General features: G+C 68.2%; 19 protein-coding genes. 13 read left to right on the forward strand and 6 right to left on the reverse strand.

Features of this window, described 5'->3' with window-relative positions; genetic code table 11:
* Positions 1–6: 6 nt before the first annotated feature.
* Positions 7–1,467 (reverse strand): 3'-5' exonuclease, encoded by a 1,461-nt coding sequence (locus tag AB0F17_RS42900; protein ID WP_358035787.1) that lies wholly within the window; start codon positions 1,465–1,467, stop codon positions 7–9.
* A 215-nt stretch (positions 1,468–1,682) separates the two neighbouring features.
* On the opposite strand from AB0F17_RS42900, the gene AB0F17_RS42905 reads away from it, so the two are divergent.
* The 3 genes from AB0F17_RS42905 to AB0F17_RS42915 all read left to right on the forward strand — a co-directional run bounded on the left by AB0F17_RS42905 (position 1,683) and on the right by AB0F17_RS42915 (position 3,231).
* Complete coding sequence (locus AB0F17_RS42905; protein ID WP_358035538.1) at positions 1,683–2,165, forward strand: hypothetical protein; 483 nt, start codon at positions 1,683–1,685, stop codon at positions 2,163–2,165.
* Between the two features lie 119 nt (positions 2,166–2,284).
* Complete coding sequence (locus tag AB0F17_RS42910; protein ID WP_358035540.1) at positions 2,285–2,905, forward strand: hypothetical protein; 621 nt, start codon at positions 2,285–2,287, stop codon at positions 2,903–2,905.
* A 23-nt stretch (positions 2,906–2,928) separates the two neighbouring features.
* Entirely contained in the window at positions 2,929–3,231 is a 303-nt protein-coding gene (locus tag AB0F17_RS42915; RefSeq protein ID WP_358035542.1) for a hypothetical protein, read from the forward strand.
* 4 nt (positions 3,232–3,235) lie between these two features.
* Here AB0F17_RS42915 and AB0F17_RS42920 read toward each other — a convergent pair whose 3' ends face one another.
* A complete protein-coding gene (locus tag AB0F17_RS42920) occupies positions 3,236–3,802 on the reverse strand; it encodes a hypothetical protein (RefSeq protein WP_358035544.1) in 567 nt (188 codons plus the stop codon).
* A 128-nt stretch (positions 3,803–3,930) separates the two neighbouring features.
* On the opposite strand from AB0F17_RS42920, the gene AB0F17_RS42925 reads away from it, so the two are divergent.
* Positions 3,931–4,461, forward strand: coding sequence for a hypothetical protein (locus AB0F17_RS42925; RefSeq protein ID WP_358035546.1), 531 nt, complete (start codon positions 3,931–3,933; stop codon positions 4,459–4,461).
* On the opposite strand, the gene AB0F17_RS42930 is transcribed toward AB0F17_RS42925, so the two are convergent.
* A complete protein-coding gene (locus AB0F17_RS42930) occupies positions 4,462–5,115 on the reverse strand; it encodes a 2'-5' RNA ligase family protein (RefSeq protein WP_358035548.1) in 654 nt (217 codons plus the stop codon). It abuts the gene before it with no gap.
* Positions 5,087–6,463, reverse strand: coding sequence for a hypothetical protein (locus AB0F17_RS42935; protein WP_358035550.1), 1,377 nt, complete (start codon positions 6,461–6,463; stop codon positions 5,087–5,089). The genes AB0F17_RS42930 and AB0F17_RS42935 overlap by 29 nt, the downstream gene beginning before the upstream one ends.
* Positions 6,464–7,097: 634 nt before the next feature.
* Between AB0F17_RS42935 and AB0F17_RS42940 the strand changes: the two genes are divergently transcribed.
* The 6 genes from AB0F17_RS42940 to AB0F17_RS42965 all read left to right on the forward strand — a co-directional run bounded on the left by AB0F17_RS42940 (position 7,098) and on the right by AB0F17_RS42965 (position 13,655).
* The gene (locus AB0F17_RS42940) at positions 7,098–7,382 is read left to right on the forward strand and encodes a hypothetical protein (RefSeq protein ID WP_358035552.1); all 285 of its coding nucleotides are present in this window, start codon (positions 7,098–7,100) and stop codon (positions 7,380–7,382) included.
* Positions 7,383–7,736: 354 nt separating this feature from the next.
* The gene (locus AB0F17_RS42945) at positions 7,737–7,892 is read left to right on the forward strand and encodes a hypothetical protein (RefSeq protein WP_358035554.1); all 156 of its coding nucleotides are present in this window, start codon (positions 7,737–7,739) and stop codon (positions 7,890–7,892) included.
* A gap of 22 nt (positions 7,893–7,914) precedes the next feature.
* On the forward strand, positions 7,915–8,595 hold the full coding sequence (locus AB0F17_RS42950) for a GPP34 family phosphoprotein (protein ID WP_358035556.1): 681 nt from the start codon (positions 7,915–7,917) through the stop codon (positions 8,593–8,595).
* A gap of 17 nt (positions 8,596–8,612) precedes the next feature.
* Complete coding sequence (locus tag AB0F17_RS42955) at positions 8,613–10,115, forward strand: APC family permease (RefSeq protein WP_358035558.1); 1,503 nt, start codon at positions 8,613–8,615, stop codon at positions 10,113–10,115.
* Between the two features lie 19 nt (positions 10,116–10,134).
* Entirely contained in the window at positions 10,135–10,773 is a 639-nt protein-coding gene (locus tag AB0F17_RS42960; RefSeq protein ID WP_358035560.1) for a GNAT family N-acetyltransferase, read from the forward strand.
* 530 nt (positions 10,774–11,303) lie between these two features.
* Positions 11,304–13,655, forward strand: coding sequence for a Helicase associated domain protein (locus tag AB0F17_RS42965; protein ID WP_358035562.1), 2,352 nt, complete (start codon positions 11,304–11,306; stop codon positions 13,653–13,655).
* A gap of 124 nt (positions 13,656–13,779) precedes the next feature.
* Here AB0F17_RS42965 and AB0F17_RS42970 read toward each other — a convergent pair whose 3' ends face one another.
* Positions 13,780–15,177 (reverse strand): hypothetical protein, encoded by a 1,398-nt coding sequence (locus tag AB0F17_RS42970; RefSeq protein WP_358035564.1) that lies wholly within the window; start codon positions 15,175–15,177, stop codon positions 13,780–13,782.
* Between the two features lie 211 nt (positions 15,178–15,388).
* On the opposite strand from AB0F17_RS42970, the gene AB0F17_RS42975 reads away from it, so the two are divergent.
* The 3 genes from AB0F17_RS42975 to AB0F17_RS42985 are packed head-to-tail and all read left to right on the forward strand — an operon-like array spanning position 15,389 to position 18,775.
* Positions 15,389–16,126 (forward strand): PIG-L deacetylase family protein, encoded by a 738-nt coding sequence (locus tag AB0F17_RS42975; protein WP_358035566.1) that lies wholly within the window; start codon positions 15,389–15,391, stop codon positions 16,124–16,126.
* Entirely contained in the window at positions 16,123–17,481 is a 1,359-nt protein-coding gene (locus AB0F17_RS42980; protein WP_358035568.1) for a glycosyltransferase family 2 protein, read from the forward strand. The genes AB0F17_RS42975 and AB0F17_RS42980 overlap by 4 nt, the downstream gene beginning before the upstream one ends.
* A 1-nt stretch (position 17,482) precedes the next feature.
* On the forward strand, positions 17,483–18,775 hold the full coding sequence (locus tag AB0F17_RS42985; RefSeq protein WP_358035570.1) for a glycosyltransferase family A protein: 1,293 nt from the start codon (positions 17,483–17,485) through the stop codon (positions 18,773–18,775).
* Here the strand turns inward: AB0F17_RS42985 and AB0F17_RS42990 are convergent.
* Positions 18,762–19,742 (reverse strand): phosphotransferase, encoded by a 981-nt coding sequence (locus AB0F17_RS42990; protein WP_358035572.1) that lies wholly within the window; start codon positions 19,740–19,742, stop codon positions 18,762–18,764. The two genes, AB0F17_RS42985 and AB0F17_RS42990, sit on opposite strands and share 14 nt — an antisense overlap.
* Positions 19,743–19,764 lie beyond the last annotated feature (22 nt).

Raw genomic sequence — 19,764 nt, forward strand, 5'->3', positions numbered from 1 at the left:
CGGGGGCTAAGCCACGGAGCGCAGGTGACGGATCGGCTTCTCGGCGACCGCGCCGAGCGGGCCGGGGTCGAGGTGGTGCTGCGCGCGGGTGACGGCCACGTAGTTAAGCCGCTTCTCCTCCGCGCCGAGTTCCTTGCCGTCCTCCGGGATGCGGGCGTCGGACCCGATCTGGACGGTGTGCCACTGACCGCCCTTGGCGCAGTGGATGGTCGAGATCTCGATGTCGAAGTTGGTGACGTCCCTGTACTTCTCGGCGACTTCGAGCAGTTCGTCCGCGCCGTGCTCGTTGATCAGCTTGACGAAGGTGCCGAGGTCGCCGCCGTCCGCTTCCTCGTCGGCGTAGTCCTGAACCTGGCCCCAGGACTCGAACCCGATCAGTTCGGGGTGCTCGGCGGGGCGGCCTTCCTGGAGCGCCTTCGCGGCCTTCGCCATCTCCTTGATGGGCTTGAAGCCCTTGACCAGCATGGGGATCTGGCCAGCCTTGTGGGCGTGCATGACGTGGACCATCGCTTCGGCGTTGGTGCGGGTGAGGATGACGTCGGCGTCGCTGGCCGCGATGGTGCCGAGGGTGGAGTTGATGGCGGGGTTGCCCTTGAGCCGGAGCGGTGTGCCGACCATGGCGAGCCAGATGTTGGCCAGGTCGGCGATCTCCTGCCCGAACCGGAAGCTTTGGGAGAGGGTGCGGCGGGCGTCGGCCTTGATCTGGCCGAGTGCGTTGATCGCACCGTTCCACTCGTTGATCTGCTGGGCCGAGTCGCCGAGGGCGATGATCTGGGAGCCGGACGCCTGCTGGAGGTCCACGTAGATGGACCGCATTACCGGGGACACGTCCTGGGCCTCGTCGAGGATGACGACGCCGTAGCCGAGGCTGGGGTTGGCCATGCGCAGGCGGGCGAGCTGGAACGTCTTGAGGTAGACGTCGCCGGTCCACGTGATCTCACCGTGTGGCGAGCGGATGTCCTCCCGGTAGGCGTCGATGTAGGGGCGGATCACGGTGCGGTAGCGCGCCAGCATGCTGCCGTCGAGGCCGTGCGGGGTGGGGATGTGCTCGTCCTGCACGCCGAGGGTGTCGCTCTTGCAGTAGCGGATGATCGCTTCCTTGGCGATGGTGCCGATCTGCGCGGGAGAGAACTTGCGGTCGCCGACAATGAGCGGCCGGGTGATGCCGAGGATCTTGGCGATGCGCCATCCCGGCTGGCGGGGGCCGCCGAGCCGGTGACGGTGCGTCTGGGGAACGGCGCGCCAGGCGGCCGAGTGGACGGTGGCGCACGTGACGTTGGCGGGCATGGTGCCCTGGGCGTCCTCGATCACCGACTTGTTGAACGCGGTGTAGAGGATGCGCTGACCTGCGAGGGCCTTGGCAAGCTCGCGGGCGGTGGCGCTCTTGCCGCAGCCTGCGCCCGCTTCGACGACGAGGTGCTTGCGGGCACGGCCATCTTCGACGATGTCGTGCTGCTCGTCGGTCATGTGCTGCACGTGGGGTGATCCTTCCGGTGGACACCGGTTTACGCCGCTCGCAACCCGGTGTAACACTCAAACATTAGCAGCATTCTCTAATGTCGTCTATTACGGTTTCGGAAGGCATGTGGAACGGGCGCGGACGGTAGGACGGGCCCCCGCCTACCGTCCACCTCCGATCTGGGCCGCTGGTCCAGAGACATCCGTTGACTCTGGAGGCGGCCATGCCACCCCGAACCCGAAAGCAGGCTGTAGCCGACCCCCCTGCCGAGGAGACCCCTACGGTTTCCCCGGCACTGGAGCCCGCCGACCCGGCGCCGCTCACCCCGCCCGAGGAGCCCGCTGAGGCGGACACCGAAGACGATGAGCCGACTACTGACGCTGCACCGCTGACTCCACCTGCCAAGCGCGTGAAGGAGCCCGAGGTCAAGCAGGACCCGATGACTCCCCCTCCGCCGCCGGCGGCCCTGGGCCAGGAGGGGACGCTGGATCTGCGCTGGACCAACGGTGAGCAGGTGACGGACGCGGACGACCTGTTCGAGGATCCGGGCGCCCGCTACACGCACATGCTCGTGAAGCGGCGGGTGCTGGAACGGCATTACTACGACGGCGCCAACACGCCGACCAACCGCCTGCTGTACGCGGTGGGCGCGCGGGTGCCGCGATCGGAGGCGGACCGTATCCGCCAGAAGCTGTCATCCTCCTGATCGCGTGATCGGGGGGACTCGGCGGCGTACTGGTGGAGTGTGGGCACCCAAATGGTGGGGACCCGGCGCCCACACTCCTCCAGTGCGCCGCCGAGCCATATCTACAGGAGGAGCTTGGGGTGAGCGCTGACGAGCTGCTGGTCGTCTCCCCGGAGAAGGTGGCGGTGCGGGCCGGGCTGAAGCTCCCGCTGACCGAGGCGCAGCGCGAGACCGTCGCCGAGGCAATCAGCGACGCGTTCGGGGACGTCGCCGCCTACCTAGGCAAGCCGCCCCTTCCGGTGACGCTCGTTCAGCGCGGCACGCGCGGGGACGGGCGGGGCGGCTGGCAGCTCGCCTACGATCCGGCGATCGAGGTGCTGTTCGCCGTGGCGGAGACGGGCGTGGACGACGAGCTCACCGGCCTCTACACCATCACATACCGGGCCGGCCTGGATCCGGTCGCGAACCCGGTGTACGGCAAGGCGCTCGCCAGGTTCGTGGCGGCGGCCGCGGCCGCGCACCCGATGGTGCGGCGCGCAGTCCAGACCGACGCCCCAGATACGCGGCTGATCAAGCAGGCGAACGTCGAGGGTCAGGGTGTCACCTTCGAGGACGCGAGCGGCGGCGCGGCAGGGTCGGGCGCGGCAGGCGCGCCCCCCAGCCTGGACAGCCTGAAGCGTTGGCGGCGCCGCGGCGTCAACCAACAGCCGGGCATCGCCCCGCATCCGCTGGAGATCACGTGGCGGTGGCCATGGCCGTAATACTCGCGACGACGCGCCTAGCGGTGCGACGCGCGATCGTCACCGTGGATGCGCACGGCACACGCTCGGCGTCCGACTGGGCGCCGGCAGGGCTGGCGCGGCCGGGGCGGCTCGTGGAGGAGCCGGCCGAGGATGGCGAGCGCGACGGGCCAGGCGTGTGGGTACTGGGGGTAGACCCGGAGGAGTGGCCTCTACGGGCCCGCGATCTCGTCGTAGAGGCGTCCACGGGCCGGGAGTGGGTAGTGATCACGGCGGAGCGTCGTGCACACGCTGTGGACGCTTCTGTGGACTGGCTGCGGGTGGAGAGCACGCTCCGTCAGACGTGACCGGCTACCGGCGGCGGGCCATGACGAGCGACCCCGCCAGGCTGAGAAAGTGCGAGCCCGGAGTGTCGTTGGTGCCGAACTCTGCTTCCCCGATCCGGGGGAAGACGACCTCCACCATGGCGGACACCTTTGAGCCGCGGACCGTCGCCGGGAGCGCACGGGTCGCCGCGGCGATTACGCCGGGCACGATCACACTCTGACACTCGCAGTGGATTCGCTGGTGGAGCGGCAACGATGGATCACGCGGCCTGTCGGCCAGGTCCACGGCGGCGAGCGTCACCCATCTGCCCGGACCCGTGCCTGACCTGCGCCGGTCGTCGCCTCCCTTGCGAACGTACTCCATCTTCGGGAGCTGGTACGGGACGCTCGCCGGGATGATCTGGCCGTCAGCGTGCCGGTGTGAGGGGCGAGCGTCAGCGCCGTTGGTGGTCTGCCACCGCTTCGCGTCCGGCGCCCGGTCCTTCGCCTCTTCTGCCACCGCTTCGGTGATCCGCTCGACCTTGTCCCGGATGACGCCGGCCGCCAGCCGTTTCGCCAGCCCCGGATAGATACGTGCCTTCGTGCGAGCCATGGCCGAAGCGTGCCGGTTCCGCGCCCGTTGCGTCCCCGACCGTCGCCCGGATCTCGCATCCCAGGACGTTCCATCCAGCCGGGATTCGGGCGCGCTTTGTGTCGGGGGAAGTGCATACGCTCGTAAGCATGACTACCGCCAAGCAGTTGCCCGGCTGGGCGTCGCCCACCTGGGAGAGGCTCCTGAAGATCCGAGGGCTGCTTTACATGGGCAGCTTCAGCCCTTCGGAGCAGGAGATGCGTGATGACCTCGACCGCGCTCTCCGCAAGGTCTCCCCGGGGAAGCCCCTCAACACGGCCGCTGTGCATCGCATCTCCAACGAGGTGCTGAAGATCTTGCTCAGGTACTCCGATGACCGGCCCATCTGCTTGCCTGCCTACGAGGCCGTATACACCAAGGACGGGAAGCTCATCCCTGTTGCGGAGGCGGCGACCGCTGCCCCGAGTAAGTACACGCACCAGCAGAAGGTCATGATGATCCGGCTCCACATCTTCGTCGTGGTCCTGATCGCCCTGTACGGGATCATCAGCGATCACGAGGACCAGGCCGACAAGATCAGCCTTTACACGGGTGGCGGAGCCGTGCCTATTGCCTGGTGGTGCGCGCAGGTAGTCGCCAAGCAGTACGACAAGCGCTACGGCGACAACGCCGAAGACTGATCAGCCGCCAGAGCCGTGCGTCGGCGCGGGCCCGAAGGACATACGCCGGATGAGGTGCCACTGGTAGATGCCGTTGTCGCGGTTGATGTCGATCAATGAGACCCGGGTCAGAACGGCAGGAAGCACGGTCGCGTGCTTGGCGAGGATGTCCCGGATCGGCGCCAGTGGCAGTCCGCTGGTGTGGGAGTAGGCGAGGCTCACGTGCGGGACGAAGCCGTCTTCCGCTTCTGGCACTCGGTCAGCACCCCACACATCTGCGATGCCCTCGCGTACGGCTCGACGTACCGCATCCACCGCTTCCGCGGGGCGGACGGGAAGGTTGACGCCTTCGGGATCCACGACGGGAGGCCCCAGGGTGACGGGCACGGGGCCGATGCCGCCGACACGCTCGCTCACTGCGGCGGCGATGGCGTTCAGGGTATCTTCGCTCACCTCGTCGGTGAAGCCGACCCCTTGCAGGGTCATGTGGAGCCATTCCAGCGGGATAGGGCCGAGCGCTCCTGTAGTCGCGAGCTGGGACTGGAGCTGTTCCGCGAACTCATGGATGGCTGGCTGGTCCTCCACGAGGATGTGCCAGGTGTAGCAGGAGCGGCCGATGTGCCAGCCTGGCCGCCACCACCAGTGGTCACGCGTCTCGGTCTCTTCCGCTTCCAAGCGCCCGCCTTTCCACTTTCGCGGTCGTCGCCGCCCGGAAGGCGCCGATCGCGTCACTGATCCTTCTGCCATCCGTGCTGTCGCGCAAGGCCGGACGCATCCTGGCGCTGATTTCGGTGAGTTGCAACAGAAGAGGAGCCGGCCGCGCGTCGTCGGGGGTACCCAGTACCGGCGACAGCTCATCGCCGGCGGCGTCGAGCTCATTGAGGTCAATGTGAGCGCGAACGACGTGCAGTTGAGTCATGCGCTCGGTACCGAGGTTCCGATCCGGCTCTGGCCGGGATTGGGAGAGCGCCACGGCGCGTTTGGCCATCTCCAGCGCCAGCGCGGGATTGTCGAGCACGAGGCAGGCGTCTGCCCAGTAGCTCAGAGCCCTTTCCGCAGGGCAGCTCAACACTCCCCCCGGGCACTGGCGTTCTTGCACGACGGGAATGTCCCGCGCCTGCGCCAGCTTCTCCCGTGCCTCGTCAAGTCTTCCCGCCCGCGCGTAGTCGAGCGCCAGAGTGCTCGCCAGCATCACCTCGGTTTGCCCGCCTGCCCGCGTAGCAAAATAGAGGCCGCGCTCCGCCTGGCGAATCGCCGCTTCCAGATCCTTCGCCCAGTAGGCCGCCACTTGCCGCGTCTTGCATACCCAGGCGCGCAGGGCATCGTTCCCGGCTTCCTGCGCGAAATACCATGCCGCGTGCGTGTGGGCCGCGGTCGCATCGACCCGTCCCATGTCGGTGCTGGCCCAGCCGAGCATGGTCATGGCCCATCCGGCGATCCCGTACAGCTCTGTTCTGTAGCGGAGGGGCTGTTGTCCCTCGAGCAGGCCGAGTGATTCGTCTCGGATGCGCCGCACATCGGCGAGAAGCTTGCCCATCGGGGTCTTCAGGTAGTTGTGCGCTGTCTGCTGTAGTTCGGCGTTCAGCCGGGCGATGGTGTCGTCCCCGACGTTGCTGCGCTCAGCCTGGTTCAAGATCTTCGATGATTCTCGCGCGTAGAGAGACAGTTGCTGGGAGGGATCGAGGATACGACGGTCCCTTAGGTCGGTCAGATTAGGACGAGATACCTCAGGCGTGCCCGGATATGACCCATCTACGACAGCGGTGTGCTCTTTTGTCCTGTAATTGTCATCAAGCGATCGATAGTCGATACAAGTGATCTCTTCCCTTTCACTGCTTCTATAGAACGCATATTCGGCATTCGTGAGCAGGCTCTGGGCGCGCGTCTGGTAAATGCGGGCCAGGACATGCAACGCGGCGACGCTGGGGCGACGACCTCGGTTAGGCCAGTTCTCGAACTGGTAGATCCGCGACTTGACCATGGTGGCATCACCAGCGTCGAGCTCATTCCAACGGTCAGCCACGTCCTGAAGGCTAAGGTCATGGGCCCATCGAAAAGCTTCGCGCGGCGATATTTCGGGATGGTCCGTTTCCCAGACCGCCGCGATGTGTTCCCATGTCAGCCCACGCATCCGTAGCTGGTGCGTGCGAAGAGTCCGCTGCCGCTTCGACGTAGTAGCCATGGCTCATCCTTTGCAAGGGAACGCCTCGATCTTAAATGTAGCGCTCGCCGACAGACTGGCGAAGAGTTAACTTTTCGGCCCCCCTGGCGACATCGTCGCAGGTCACCGCCTTAGCGAAGTGTTAACTATTTTGGCTCTCTCCACGCTTCGCAACTGAGCGTTTACTGACTTTAGTTCTTACCGCATACGACGGGAGCGGTGTTGTCCGTACTCCTGATCGCTCCCCATATCCAGCCGAGGCCCCCAATGATGACCGACGCTCCCTCCTCGCCGCCGCCCGGCAGCAACTTCAACACGCGCGAAGCCGCCCGCCCGCACGTACGCCGTGTTCCGAGTCCTGGAGCACCAAAGACGAGACCACGGGTGCAGGTCCAAGTCGCTTCGCAAGGCTGAGATGCGCCTCGCTGACGCGGGCCGGGTTGAGGCGCCCGGCCCGTGCCCTTGACCTGTTTACTGAAAGGAGTTGAAGACGAGCATGCTGGCCACCGAGTTTGACCCCGACGCCACCAACGCGGCAAAAGCACATGCCGAGGACCTTCAGAGGTGCAGCGGCGGGTGGTGGCTGGTGCTGTACGGCCCGCACAGCCGCCGCTTCTTCGCCTTCTACACGGGCCGATCCGCGAGAGTGAAGATGCCTATCGAGGCTCGGACACCGGCCGAGCTCTGGCCGATGATGACTGCCGCCGACGACGCCTGGTGGAGGTCGCGGCTCGTTCCGCTTCGCGCGCAGCCCGATGCTCGGGACGGGCCGGCCGACTGATGAATACGAGGCGTGGGGTATGCGTCGGCGGATCCAGATCTGCGCGCACAATCTATGTCTTTGACGGGCCCAGTAAAGGAGAAGTCTTCCCGGAGCAGCGCCACGACACGGGCCGGGATCAAGACCTCGTCCTGGCTCGTGTCGACCGTCTCGTCTCGCAGCCCAGGATGTCCGCGGGGCTGCGAGATCAACCTCGGCCACCCACACCTGCACAGCGCGAGCCTGCCCTCTAACAGCGCCGCGCGGCGGACGGAGAGTGGGGAAGGCGGGCGGCATCTTCCCCGTTCGCTGTCCGCCTTCCTTGTCTCACCAGGGCCCCACGCTCTGCGTTCCACTACCGCAAAGGTCGCAGCCTTGAACGCCATCGTGCTCGCCTTCCTCAACTACAGCACGGTCGAGCCCCCGGCCGATGGCGACGAGGCCGGAGCCGACATCGCCCGGGCGGACCCGCACGACCGCGACCACGACCACGACGGCGGCCGCCAGGGCCACCGCCCCAACCACGAATGATCACCAGAAGGGTTCGCCCCTCATGGACTCGACCCCACCCGCTACCGGTGGCGCACGCGGCAGGACAGCAGGAATCCTTGCCGATGACCTGTTCTTCGCCATGTGGGACACCACGCACTCGGGTCTGCCCCACCTGCACCCGTCACGGGCGGCTCTGGGCCTCGCTGGCGCGCTGATCGGCGAGCTGGTGCTGCACAACCGGCTCACCGTGGCGGGCGAGCATCTGCGCGTCGTCGATCCGCGGCGAGTCCACGAGGCGGTGGCCGATGGCGCGCTCGCCTCCATCATGGCTTCGCCGCGGCACACCGCCGTCCGCACGTGGCTCGAATATCTGGCGAAAGACGCTGTCAAGAATGTGACCGGGCGGCTGATCGCCGCCCGACTCCTGACGCGCGAGCAGCCGACTCTTTTCCGCCGTCAGCAGAGATTTCGCTACACCCAGTTCACGAAAGCCATGTGGCCGTCGACCCGGCTGAAGCTGGACCTGGACGAGCGCAAACCGATGACCGTGCAGGACATGCTCCTGGCCGCGCTGGTGGACGCATGTGACCTGATGCGCGTGGTGATCGAGGATCCCGCCGATCGGCCCGCCGCCAAGGCGTATCTGGCCGCTCTGCTGAAAGAGCGGATGCCGCAGCCGCTGAAGGACCTGACCGGCAGCGTCCGCGCCGCGGTCGGCGATTCCGTTCTGACCTACCGCTGACTTCAAGAGAGGACCTGATGCGCACCACCCCCTCCAACAGCCACTCCAGCAGGCATGATCCGGTCGCCGGCGCGTTAGCCGCCGACCGGCTGTCCGCACGCGCGGTCGTCTGCTTCACCATGGCAGCAGCCGCGCCGCTCACCGTGGTGGCCGGTTTGGTGCCGACCGCTTACGCCGTCACGGGGAGCCTTGCCTTGCCGGCCGCATTCCTGATCATGGGCGTCGTCCTGGCGCTGTTCTCCACCGGATATGTGGCGATGGCCCGGCACATGGCCAGCGCCGGCGCCCTCTACACCTACATCAGTCGCGGCCTTGGCAGACCGGCGGGCGTGGCCGCCGCCTGGGTCGCATTGATCGCCTACAACTGCCTGCAGACCGGGTTGTACGGCGCGTTCGGTGCGGCGCTCGCGCCGATGCTGAACCGCTGGGTCGGTATCTCCCCGCCGTGGTGGCTGCTCGCCCTGGCCGCCTGGACGGTAGTGGCAGTCCTGGGGGTGATGCACGTCGACGTCAACTCCGGCGTGCTGGCCTTCCTGCTGTGGGCGGAGATCACGGCGATCCTCGTCCTGGACCTCACCGATCTGCTCCACCCCGCCACCGACATGGCGCTGGAGACGCTGTCTCCCGCTGCCGCGCTGACCAGTCCCGGGCTGGCACCCAGCCTCGCGATCGCCGCCGTGGGGTTCGTCGGTTTCGAGTCCGCGGCGACCTTTTCGGAGGAGAGCCGCGAGCCGGGCCGCACGGTGCCTCGGGCCACGTACGCGACCGTGGCGATCATCGCCGGGGTGTTTGCCTTGTCGGCGTGGGCGATGGTGGTGGTCGCCGGAGCCGGCAACATCGTGGAGACGGCGCGCCAACACGGCGCGGAGACGATCTTCGTGCTGGCCGGGGCGCACTGGGGAAGCGTCGTGGTCGACATCGCGCAGGCGCTGTTCGTGACCGGTCTGCTGGCCGCGATGATCTCTTTCCACAACACCACCGCCCGGTATGCGTTCGCGCTCGGCCGCGAGCGGCTGCTGCCCGCGGCCTTCGGCCGGACCCGGCCGCGCAGCGGGGCGCCCCTGGTCGGCTCCATCGCGCAGAGCGTGCTCGGCCTGGCCGTGATCGTCACCTACGCCATCGCGGGCTTGGACCCGCTGGTGGACTTGTTCTATTTCGTCGGCACCGCCGGCGGATTCGGCGTGCTGCTGCTGATCTTCGTCACGTCCATCGCCGTCATCTTCTACGCCGCCCGCCACGCCCACGGGCAGGCTCTCCGGCAGCGCCTCATCACGCTGACACCCGCCGCGATGGCCACAGGCGCCCTAGCCACCATCGTGTCGCTGATCTCGACCAACTTCGCAACCCTGCTCGGCGTCCCGCAAGATCACTGGCTCGTCCACTTCGTGCCCCAGCTATATGTGAACGTCGCCGCGCTCGGCGTCCTGTACGGGCTCGTCCTGCGCTCTGTCCTGCCCGATATGTACGCCCGGATCGGGATGGGCGCCAAGGCCGCCCTCCCTAGCACCCCCCTCAACTAGAAGCAGGAGATCGCCCGCCATGCCCCCGATCATCCGCCAGGCCCGCATCACCGACATCGAGCCGACTGCACGCCTGATCGCCGCCGCCTTCAACAACCTGGATGCGGCGCGCTGGCTGGTGCCGGACGCGGGCCGCCGCCCCACAGTTCTGGCCGCCAACTTCCGGATCCTCGTGGAGCACGCCCTCTTATTTGGCCTGGTCGACATCATCGACGACGGCCCCATCAGCGATGACAGCGATGTGCGGCTCCACGTCGCCAACACCGGCCCGGCCGCCGTCGCGGTCTGGTTCGACCGCACCGAGCCGCTGCCGGAACCGGGTTACTACGATCTCCGCCTGGAAGCAGCCACCGGCAATGACGTGGACCACTTCAAATTCTTGGACAAGCTGTTCGCGGAGCATCATCCAGCCGAGCCGCCCCACGATCACCTGGCGCTCCTCGCGGTCGATCCGCCCTACCAGGGCTGTGGGCTGGGCACGGCGCTGCTGAACCACCATCACACGCAGCGGCCTGACACCCCCGCCTATCTGGAGGCCAGCAGCCCGCGCAGTCGCGACCTGTACATGCGGTTCGGCTACCAGGTGCTGAAGACGATCAGCCTGCCGAATGGGACCAAGTTCTGGCTCATGTGGCGCGCTGCGAACTCCGCGAACTAGCTCGCCCGGCCTGGCCCGAACGCGAGCGTTTCCGACCAGGCCGGGGCTGCGAACCCCCTCGACCCCCGCCCGGGCATGGCCCTGGCCGGGGCGCCAGCGTCGTGGGACGGCGCGAACCCTCCGCCGTCCCATGACACATCCCCACAACCGGCCGCGCGAAGGACACACGATGGACTGGCTACCTGTCTCCCCTGAGGGCTACCACGGCTGGGTCCCCCCGACCGGCGCGCCCCGATGGCGATGGTTGGACAAGCTACTACAGCGCCTCAGCCAGGACTCCACAGCAGCGGCAGAGCCGACCATCTCGCCGCTGCCACCGGCTAGCAGGGGCGACCCGCTACTCGCCATGAACCTGCATGAACGCGGTCGCGGCCGCTGTACGGCGCGCAGGCACTGATCCACCCAGACAGGGTGATCAGCCTGCGACACGGCCCATGGGTTCAGCCATCGGCCGATATCAGGCTGGCCGCGCCCCGAACCACCTTGACCCTCCTTTTCTCCCCTCACGCGCAGAAGGCATGAACTCGTCCATGACCAACAAGCGGGCCTATGAACTGTGGCCGCATCAGCACGAAGCGGTCGACGCCACGGTGGCCGCGCTCACCAGCGCGGAACGCGCCACTACCGTCATGGCCTGTGGCACTGGTAAGACCCGCATGGGAGCCGCCGCCGCCGGCACGCTCTTGGAACGCACCGGCGGGAGCCGGGTTCTGATCGTGGCGCCGTTTTTGGAATTGCTCACCCAGACCATCCGTGAATGGCGCGCGGTCCTCGGCGACACCGCGCTGGGCCAGGTCATTGCCGTCTGCTCCGACCAGAAGGTGCTGGACGAGCATCAGGGCGACCTGCAAGAGCAGCGAGCCGCCGTCACCTCCGACGCCGCCGCCCTGGTGGAGCTTGCCGCCGCCCACGGCCGGGTCACCGTGGCCAGCACGTACCACAGCCTGCCGGTGATCGCCGCCGCGCACGAGCTCGGCCTGCCGATGTTGGACCTGGTCATCTGCGATGAGGCGCACCGCAGCGTCGGCCGCGTGGACAAGACGTGGGCCATCGTCCACAGCAACGCGCACGTCCTCGCCGACCGGCGCCTGTACCTGACCGCCACCCCGAGGGTGTTTCAGGGCGGCGGCGACGACGTCGTCAGCATGGACGATGCGAAAATTTTCGGCGAGACCGCATATCGCCTTTCGTTCTCCGCCGCATCCAAGCTGGGCCTGCTGGCCAACTACCAGGTCGTAGCGCCGGTCGTGACGTGTGAGCAGATTCGTACCGCTGCCCGCGCGCCGCAGCCTGCGGAGTTCTACCAAAGCGGCGGGAAGTCGGCGCTGTCGGCCTCCATGCTCGCCACCCAAATCGCCGTCCTGCGCGCCGCCCGCCAGTACGGCATCCGCCGCATGATCACCTTCCACAACCGCGTGAGTGGTGCCGAATGGTTCGCCACCACCTTGCGGCACGCCGCCACCCTTCTGGACCCTGACGAACGTCCAAGCAAGCTGTGGACCGGGCACGTGCACGGCGGCCAACCTCTCGCCCAGCGCCGCACGATTCTGGACCGGTTACGCTCCGACGACGACGGCCTGGTCGTCATCGCCAATTCGCGCGTGCTCGGCGAGGGTATTGACGTGCCTGCGGTCGACTCCGTCGCCTTCATCGACGGGCGCACCTCTGCTATCGACACCATCCAGGCCATCGGCCGGGCACTACGGCGCGGCAACCAGCCCGGCCCCAAGACCGCCTCCATCATCGTCCCGGTCATCCTCGAACCCGGCGAGGACCCCGAAACCGCACTCGCCACCTCGGCTTACGCCGGGGTGTGGCAGGTCGTGGGTGCCCTGGCCGCCCACGACGAGGAACTTGCCAGCCACCTCAGCACGCTGCGCCGCCAACTCGGCAACGATTCCCTCCTCGCCGGCGCGAAGGTCTCTCCTGACCGGCCGCTACTCGAGTGGCTCCGCGTCACCGGCGTGCCCGTACCGGACGGCTTCGCCGCCGCCATCACCGTCCAGGCCATCCGCGCCAGCACCCACTCCTGGGAGGAGTACTACGGCGCCGCCGAAGCGTACTACGCCCAAGCCGGCGACCTGCTGGTGCCGGACGGCTGGCAGACACCCTCCGGTCTGCCGCTCGACAACTGGCTCCACCACCTGCGCACCTACAAGAAGAACAACACCCTCTCGCCACGATGGATCGCCCTAATGGACGCTATCGGCATGGCCTGGGACCTGCGCGAACACCACCGGCGGCGCCTCATCTCCGAACTCTGCAAGTACCGCGAGGCGCGCGGTGACCTGCTTGTTCCCAAGCAGTACGTCACCGATGACGATCCTCCCTACCCGCTCGGCTCCATCGTCGGCAACACCCGTGTCCGCTACAACGCAGGATCCCTTGATCCCGGCTTCGCCGCTGAGTTGACCGCCCACGGCATGGTCTGGCATGTCCCGAATTCGGAGTGGGAGCAGTTCCTCGCCGATCTGGACGACTACCAGAAACAGAACGGTGACCTGGACGTCCCGCAGGAGTACGTCACTCCCGGGCCCAACGGCCGGCCGCTGGGCCGGAAGGTCGCCGGCCTGCGGAGGCGCCGCCAGGAGGGCCGCGTGCCCGGCGAAGACATCAAGCAGCTCGACAGCCGCGGCTTCATCTGGGACGCCCTTGAGTACCGCTGGAACCGCTACCTGCAAGCGCTGTACGTCTACAAGCGCACGCACGAAGGAAGCGTCGATGTACCGCAGAAGTACGTCACCCCGTCCCCCGAGAAGCTCACCCTCGGCCGATGGCTATCTCAAGAGAGGGCCCGCTACCGCAGGGGCGAAATGTTGCCTCACCGCGCCAAGGCGCTCCGAGCAGCCGGCGTCAAATTGCCTCCCGAGCGAGCCCAGTGAAGAGTCCTGACCTCGGCACTCAATCGAGCGCGTGGGTGCGGTTGAACGACTCAGGTCCCGGCCAGCAGGTAGTGACTGCTGTGGCGCTGGCCCCAGGACCACATGCAGCGAGTCGACTCGGTCGTTATGCGTCCAGACGGGTCGTGATCCTCGCTTGAAGGTCACCCAATGCCGATGTGCCCGCGTAGGGTGCGGTTTCGTCGAGTAGTTCTCGAAGTCGGTCCTGGACGCGTGTCGAGTCCACGAAGGCCATCAGCTCCAGCGCGGAGTTGGTGGCGGCGACGGCGCCGTCCGGGTCATCGGCGGCGAGGTGCGCCCGAGCCAGACCGATCAAGTCGAAGGTTTTGCTGCGGATACGGCCGTCAGCTCGCAGGGTGATCGCTTGTTCGATCATGTTGATGGAGCGGGTCGCGTGGGTCGGCTGGCCTTGGCGGGCGGCAATTTGGTAGCACACGCCGAGAGTGGCGTAGTACTCGCTGGCGTCAAAGAAGCCCACCCATGGCGGGTCATCCGCAGGAGTGCTGTGCGCGAAGGCGTCTTCAGCCAGGCCCGCCGCCCGGTCGAAGTCGGGTCGTCCTATGACGGCGTAGGAGCGGGCTTCGAGACTATGCAGGATGGCCCGAACCGTCGGCGTGGCAGAGTTGCGGGCCCCATACAGGGCCAGGTGGACGAGTTCGAGAGCGTCCTGGGGCCGGTCCTGGTGGCCGGCTTGACGGGCCATGCAGTTGAGCAGATGCGCGCCAAGGTTGGCGTCACCTGCCTCCTTGGCAGCGCGCAGGCCCAGCAGGAAGTAGTGCTGGGCAGCGGCGTGCATACCACAATCGTGGCTCATCCAACCGGCGACGCTGGCCAGCTCACCAACGGCGGCATACAGCTTACGGCCGACCTTTTCGGTATAGGTGGCGTCCTTCAGCAGGGACGCCGCCCAGGTGAGTTGTCCGATCACCGCTTCGCGGGCCAGGCCGCCGCCGTGGAGGTTGTCCAGCTCGCGCAGGCCCGCGGTGACGGCGTGGATCTGCGTGACCTCACGAAGCCCGATGCGGCTGTGGCTGTGGCCGGAGGGGATGTCGAGGGGGTCGGGGGTGGCTGTCGTCCAGGGCTGGATGGCTCGCAGCAGGTCGTCGCCGGTGAGGACGGCAGCGCTGTGGTTGATAACGTCGCGGCGGCCGAGCATGAGGTCGCTCCTGGTGCAGTTGATGATCTCGGTGACCGTGTGTGTCGATACCCAGGGGGTACCCGGCCACGCGGTCACCGGCGCGGCGGGGTCGAGGCCGATGTGGGCGAGAGTGAGTTGCTGGCCGACGTGGCGGCGTAGAACTTCCAGCAAAAGCTCGGGGACCGGGTCGCGGGGTCGTTCACCGTGCCGCCAGGCGCGTACGCGCCGAGCATCGGGATGCACGTTCTTGTCATCCGCTAATTCCTGGAGCTCTCGGGCTAGCTGGCAGTTGTTCAGGCCTGCCTGCTGTTGCCAGTAGATGAGGCTGTGGTTGCGGGCGGGGCCGTCGTCACCGGTATGGGCCACGAGCTACCTCCTGGCGTAGGGCGACCCCTGCCCGGAGCGTAACCGTGTTCTTCGCGGATGTCGTTGCCCGGCAAGGATTCGCCTACTTTCCGCCTACCCCACAGCCGGTACGCGCCCCCTCGCGGCGGTCTTGGCACCGCCTTGGGGTCGGCGGCGAAGATGGCCGATTCGCCGTCTTCACCGCCTATGCCCTCCGGGGGTTCTGTGAGCGATGACAGCTCACACGGCGATCCCCGAGGAGACGACCTTGGACGAACTCGATGTTCTGGTGATCGCACCCCACCCTGATGACGAAGTGCTGGGGTGCGGTGGCAGCATCATCAACCACCTGGCGGCGGGCCGCCGCACCGGCGTGGCCTACCTGACCTCCGGTGAGCACGCGAGCCCCACCATGTCGGCGGACAGGCTCGGACCGCTGCGTGAAGACGAAGCCCGCGCGGCCACCGACGTCCTGGGCATGCCCGCGGACAACGTGGAGTTTCTACGCATCGGTGACGGAAGCATCTCGCCGGCCGATCTGGCTCAGATGGGCACGGTGATGGAGTTGCTGCGGCGCAGGCGTCCGCGGCTGCTGTACCTGCCGCACCCGCGCGAACCCTACGACCATCGGGCGGCGTTCGAGCTGTGCTGGCGGGCCGCCGGCATGGCGGGCAGCGGCAACTACCCGCAGCACGGGGTGAGGCCGCACTGGGTGGAGACGATCCTCGGCTACGAGGTGTGGACACCGATCAGTCACCCGGAGTACGGCGAAGACATCACGCCCGTGCTCGACCAGCGCACTGCGGCGCTGGCTCAGTACGGCTCGCAGAGCGCGGCCGCCAAGGGAGATGGCCAGGCCGACTACATCGGCCAGGCCGCCCGGTTTCTTCCCGGGTATCGGGGCGCGATGAGTGTGGGCGGCTACCGGGAAGCCTTTCAGGTGTTGCGGCTGGGCCGGGTGATCGTATGAGCGGGCGCCGGCTCCTGGCCGGGGTGTGCTGGGCGGGCGCGGTGGCGATGGCGGCTCGCGGGACGGCCGGGTCGTGGAACACCGCCCGGTCACTGGCCTGGTTGCAAGACGGGCAGAGGCGGCCGGTCGGGGGTGGGGTGCCGCTTCACGTGGTGGTGATCTTGCCGATGTTGCGTGAGCAGCGGATCATCGCTGAGGCGTTGCGCTATTTCGCAAAGCTCGCCGAGGCGTGTCCGGCAGCGGTGTCGCTGGCGGTGGTGACCACCGCCCGTGAGCACGCCGAACGCGGCCGGTTCCCCGAGGTGCGCAGCACGAACGAGCTCGCCGCCGACCTGGTGGCTGAGCTGCGCGCCGCCGGGGTCGCGGCGCGGCACTACGACTACCCCGATCCCGGCGGGACGATGGCCCACCAGGTCAACTACGCCGCCCACGGCGAGATCCACCACCTGGCCGCGGCCGGTGTGCCGCAGGAGCAGGTGTGGGTGGCGCTCTACAACGCCGATTCCCGCCCGCACCCGGACACCATCGCCGCTCTCGCCGCCCGGGTGAGCGGTGATGAGCAGGTACGGGTGGTGCAGCAGTCGGCGATCTTCACGGCCAACGTGCCGCAGCTCCTGGCCCAGGGGAGGCTGGTGGCCGCCGGAGCGGGCCTGCTGCAAACCCGCTGGACGTTGGCCCGGGAGATTCCCCGGCTCCGCCGCCAGGCCCGCCACGCGCGCCATGGGAGCCGGTGGCCGCATCTGGCGCACTGCGTCGGCCATGGCCTGTTCATCCGCGCTGATGAGTTCACCGCCCGTGGTGGCTTGCCGGTGCAGACGATGAACGAGGACCTGGCGTTCGGCTACCTCGCCTGCGCGGCCGGCACGCCGATCGAGGCGCTGCCGCTGCTGGAGCTGGCCGAAACTCCCGCCTCGGTGCCCGCCCTGGTCCGGCAGGGACGGCAGTGGTTTTGGTCCTACCCCGAATACCCGGCCTTCGCGGGGCTGGCCGCACGCCAAGGGCTCGGCACGCGGTGGCGGCGGGCTGGCCTGACGGTGCAGGGGCTGGCCCGGGGAGGGCTGTGGCTGAGCCAGTCGCCCGCCGTGGCCGCCGCGCTGGCGTTGCCGCTGCTCGATCGCCGCCGCGGTGCGGTCGCGGCGAGCGCCGCCGCGCTGATCCTTTACGCCGCGGTCCCGCTGGCGCTGATGGCCGCCCATCCCGCTACCCGGACCCATGTGCCCTGGAGCGCGCAAGCGCTGGTGGGGATGCTCGGTGCCGCCGTTACCTCGAGCGCGGGCCCGTGGTGGTGCTGCGTCAGCGCCGCCGACCGGGCCGTGCGTGGCACGACGTACCGGCACGACAAGACGGAGCGCTGACATGACGACCCACGTCGACAGCGGCCTGGACGAAGCGCTCGCCGCTCTTGCCGCCGGCCCGGACTTCACCCGCGCACTGCGCCACCCCGACCTGGACGGGTCGGTCAGCGCGGTGATCGCCACCTACAACCGGTGCCCGCACGACCCAGCCACCCGGCTGGCGGACAACCCGCTGGCCTGGGCGTTGGACAGTCTGCTCGCCCAGCACGGCACCGCCCTGGGCGAGGTCGTCGTGGTCGATGACGGCTCCACCGACCACACCCCCGCAGTGCTGCGCTCCTACCAGCACAAAGCCGCCCAGGTGCCGGTGCGTGTCGTACGGCTCAGCGTGCGGCGCGGCGTGACGGCCGCCCGCAACGCCGGCCTGGATGCCGCCCGGGGTCGGTGGGTGCTGTTCAGCGACGACGACTGTGTGTCTGCCCCCGACCAGGTGGCCGGTGCCGCGCACGTGATGGGGCGGCTTCAGCGCCAGGACCCGGCCGTCGCCGCGGTGATGTTGCCGTTCTACTATCGCGACCTTCGGCCCCGCCACGTGGTCGCGGCCGGTGAGCTCGGCCGCCTGGAGCTGGGGCAGGCGCGGCTGTGGGCGGGCTTTCACGCCTGGCCGGATGCTTACCTGCCGGATCCGCCGTTGCTGGCCGGCGGTCCTGTGGTGGCGCCGCTGCCGGTGCAGGTGATCGCCGGGACGGCTCTCATGGACGCTGGCGCGCTCGCGGCCATCGGCGGATGCGCCGACGTCTCCGCCTGGCGCAGCGCCTACCCGGAGCACCTGTACCTGTCGGCTGATCTGACCGACGCCGGCTACACCCTCTACCACTGCCCGGACCCGCGGTTAGGTGCGGCGCACCTGAAGTTCGGCGCCGCCGGCAGGTTCACTCCGCCTGGCCGGACCGGGGACGAGAGGTTGCCCGGGGTGGGGCGCACCCTGGCGGAGCTGATCGACCTGGCCCGTCAACCGGCCGACGACACCGGTAATCGGGTGCCGGACGAGCGGTTCCACCCGGAGATGGTGGGAAGCTTCTTCGCTTTTTGGGCGTGGCGTAGCCCGCAGGCGGGCCACCGGTGGGCGGTTCGGGTGTGGCAGGAGTTCGTCATCGACGGCCAGGTCTACTCCCAGACGGTCACGACGGTGCCGCCCCGACCGGCCCGGCGCAAGGCATGGCGGGAAGGGCTGGCGCGCGGCGCCCGCTTCCTCACCGACACCCCGGCCCGGGGACTGCCGGACGGTCAGGTGCAGCAACTCCTCAACGAGGTGTGCGCGACGGTCGGCCAGCCGCCCATCACCGACTGGTGAAAGTCTGCTCCACCAACTCCAGGTTGGCGCTCCACCACTCCAGCATGGCGCTGGCGGAGACGAACAGGTGATCGCAGGAGGTGTCGTGCCGCTCGTAATGCCAGTTCAACTGCCACAGGTCACACACCCGCTCCCACCACAGGCGGCGCACCGCGTGCAGGACCTGCTCATCACCCACCGAGACGACCCCGCGATAGGCGGCGACGAACGCCGCCGCCCGCAGCACATCGACCACACCGGTGGTGGCGTCGCTGAAAATCAGCGTGACCGAACGGGCCAGCTCGTAGGCGTAGGCGCGCCGCCGTCCCATACGGTCCCAGTCCAGCACCGCCACCACCTGCCCGTCACGCCACAGCAAGTTCAGCGCGTGGAAGTCGCCGTGAACGTACCCGCCCGGCTCCAGGTCGGCGCTGTCATCAGGGCGCAGGTGACCCACGTTTTCCAGCAGCTCACGCCGGGCGTCGAGCTGGGTGCGGGTGAACTGGTCGAAGTCGTCCAGGTGGGGGCGCTCGCCGATCAACGCCTGGTAGCGGTCGAGTCCGGCTTTGGCCTTGGACCCGTCCGGCACCCGGTGCTGGATCGCACCCACCCCTTCGGGCAGCGCTTGGGCCAGGCCCGCGTGGATGCGGCCGAGCAGTTCGCCGACCTGGCGGCACTGCGCCAGGCTCCACCGGGTTCCGGGAAGGTGCTCGCCGTCCACCCAGGCGACGGCGGCGAACACCGCCTCACCCAGGTGCAGCAGTGTCTGCCCGTCGGCCGTGGCCAGCGGGGCGGGAACCGGCAGCCCGGCCGCGGCCAGCACCGCCGTGGCGCGGTGCTGGAAGAGGGCTTGGTCGGCGCTGACGTCCAGAACTTGCTTGACCGCGACGCTGACGTCGCCGACGTCGACGCGCCAGTTGCGGTTCATCAGCCCTTCGGCGATCGCCGTGATGCCGGTGGGAGCACCAAGCCCAAAGGATTCACACACCGTAGTCAGTACCCGCAGGTCA

The organism is Nonomuraea sp. NPDC026600 (assembly GCF_040638335.1).
Lineage (GTDB): Bacteria > Actinomycetota > Actinomycetes > Streptosporangiales > Streptosporangiaceae > Nonomuraea.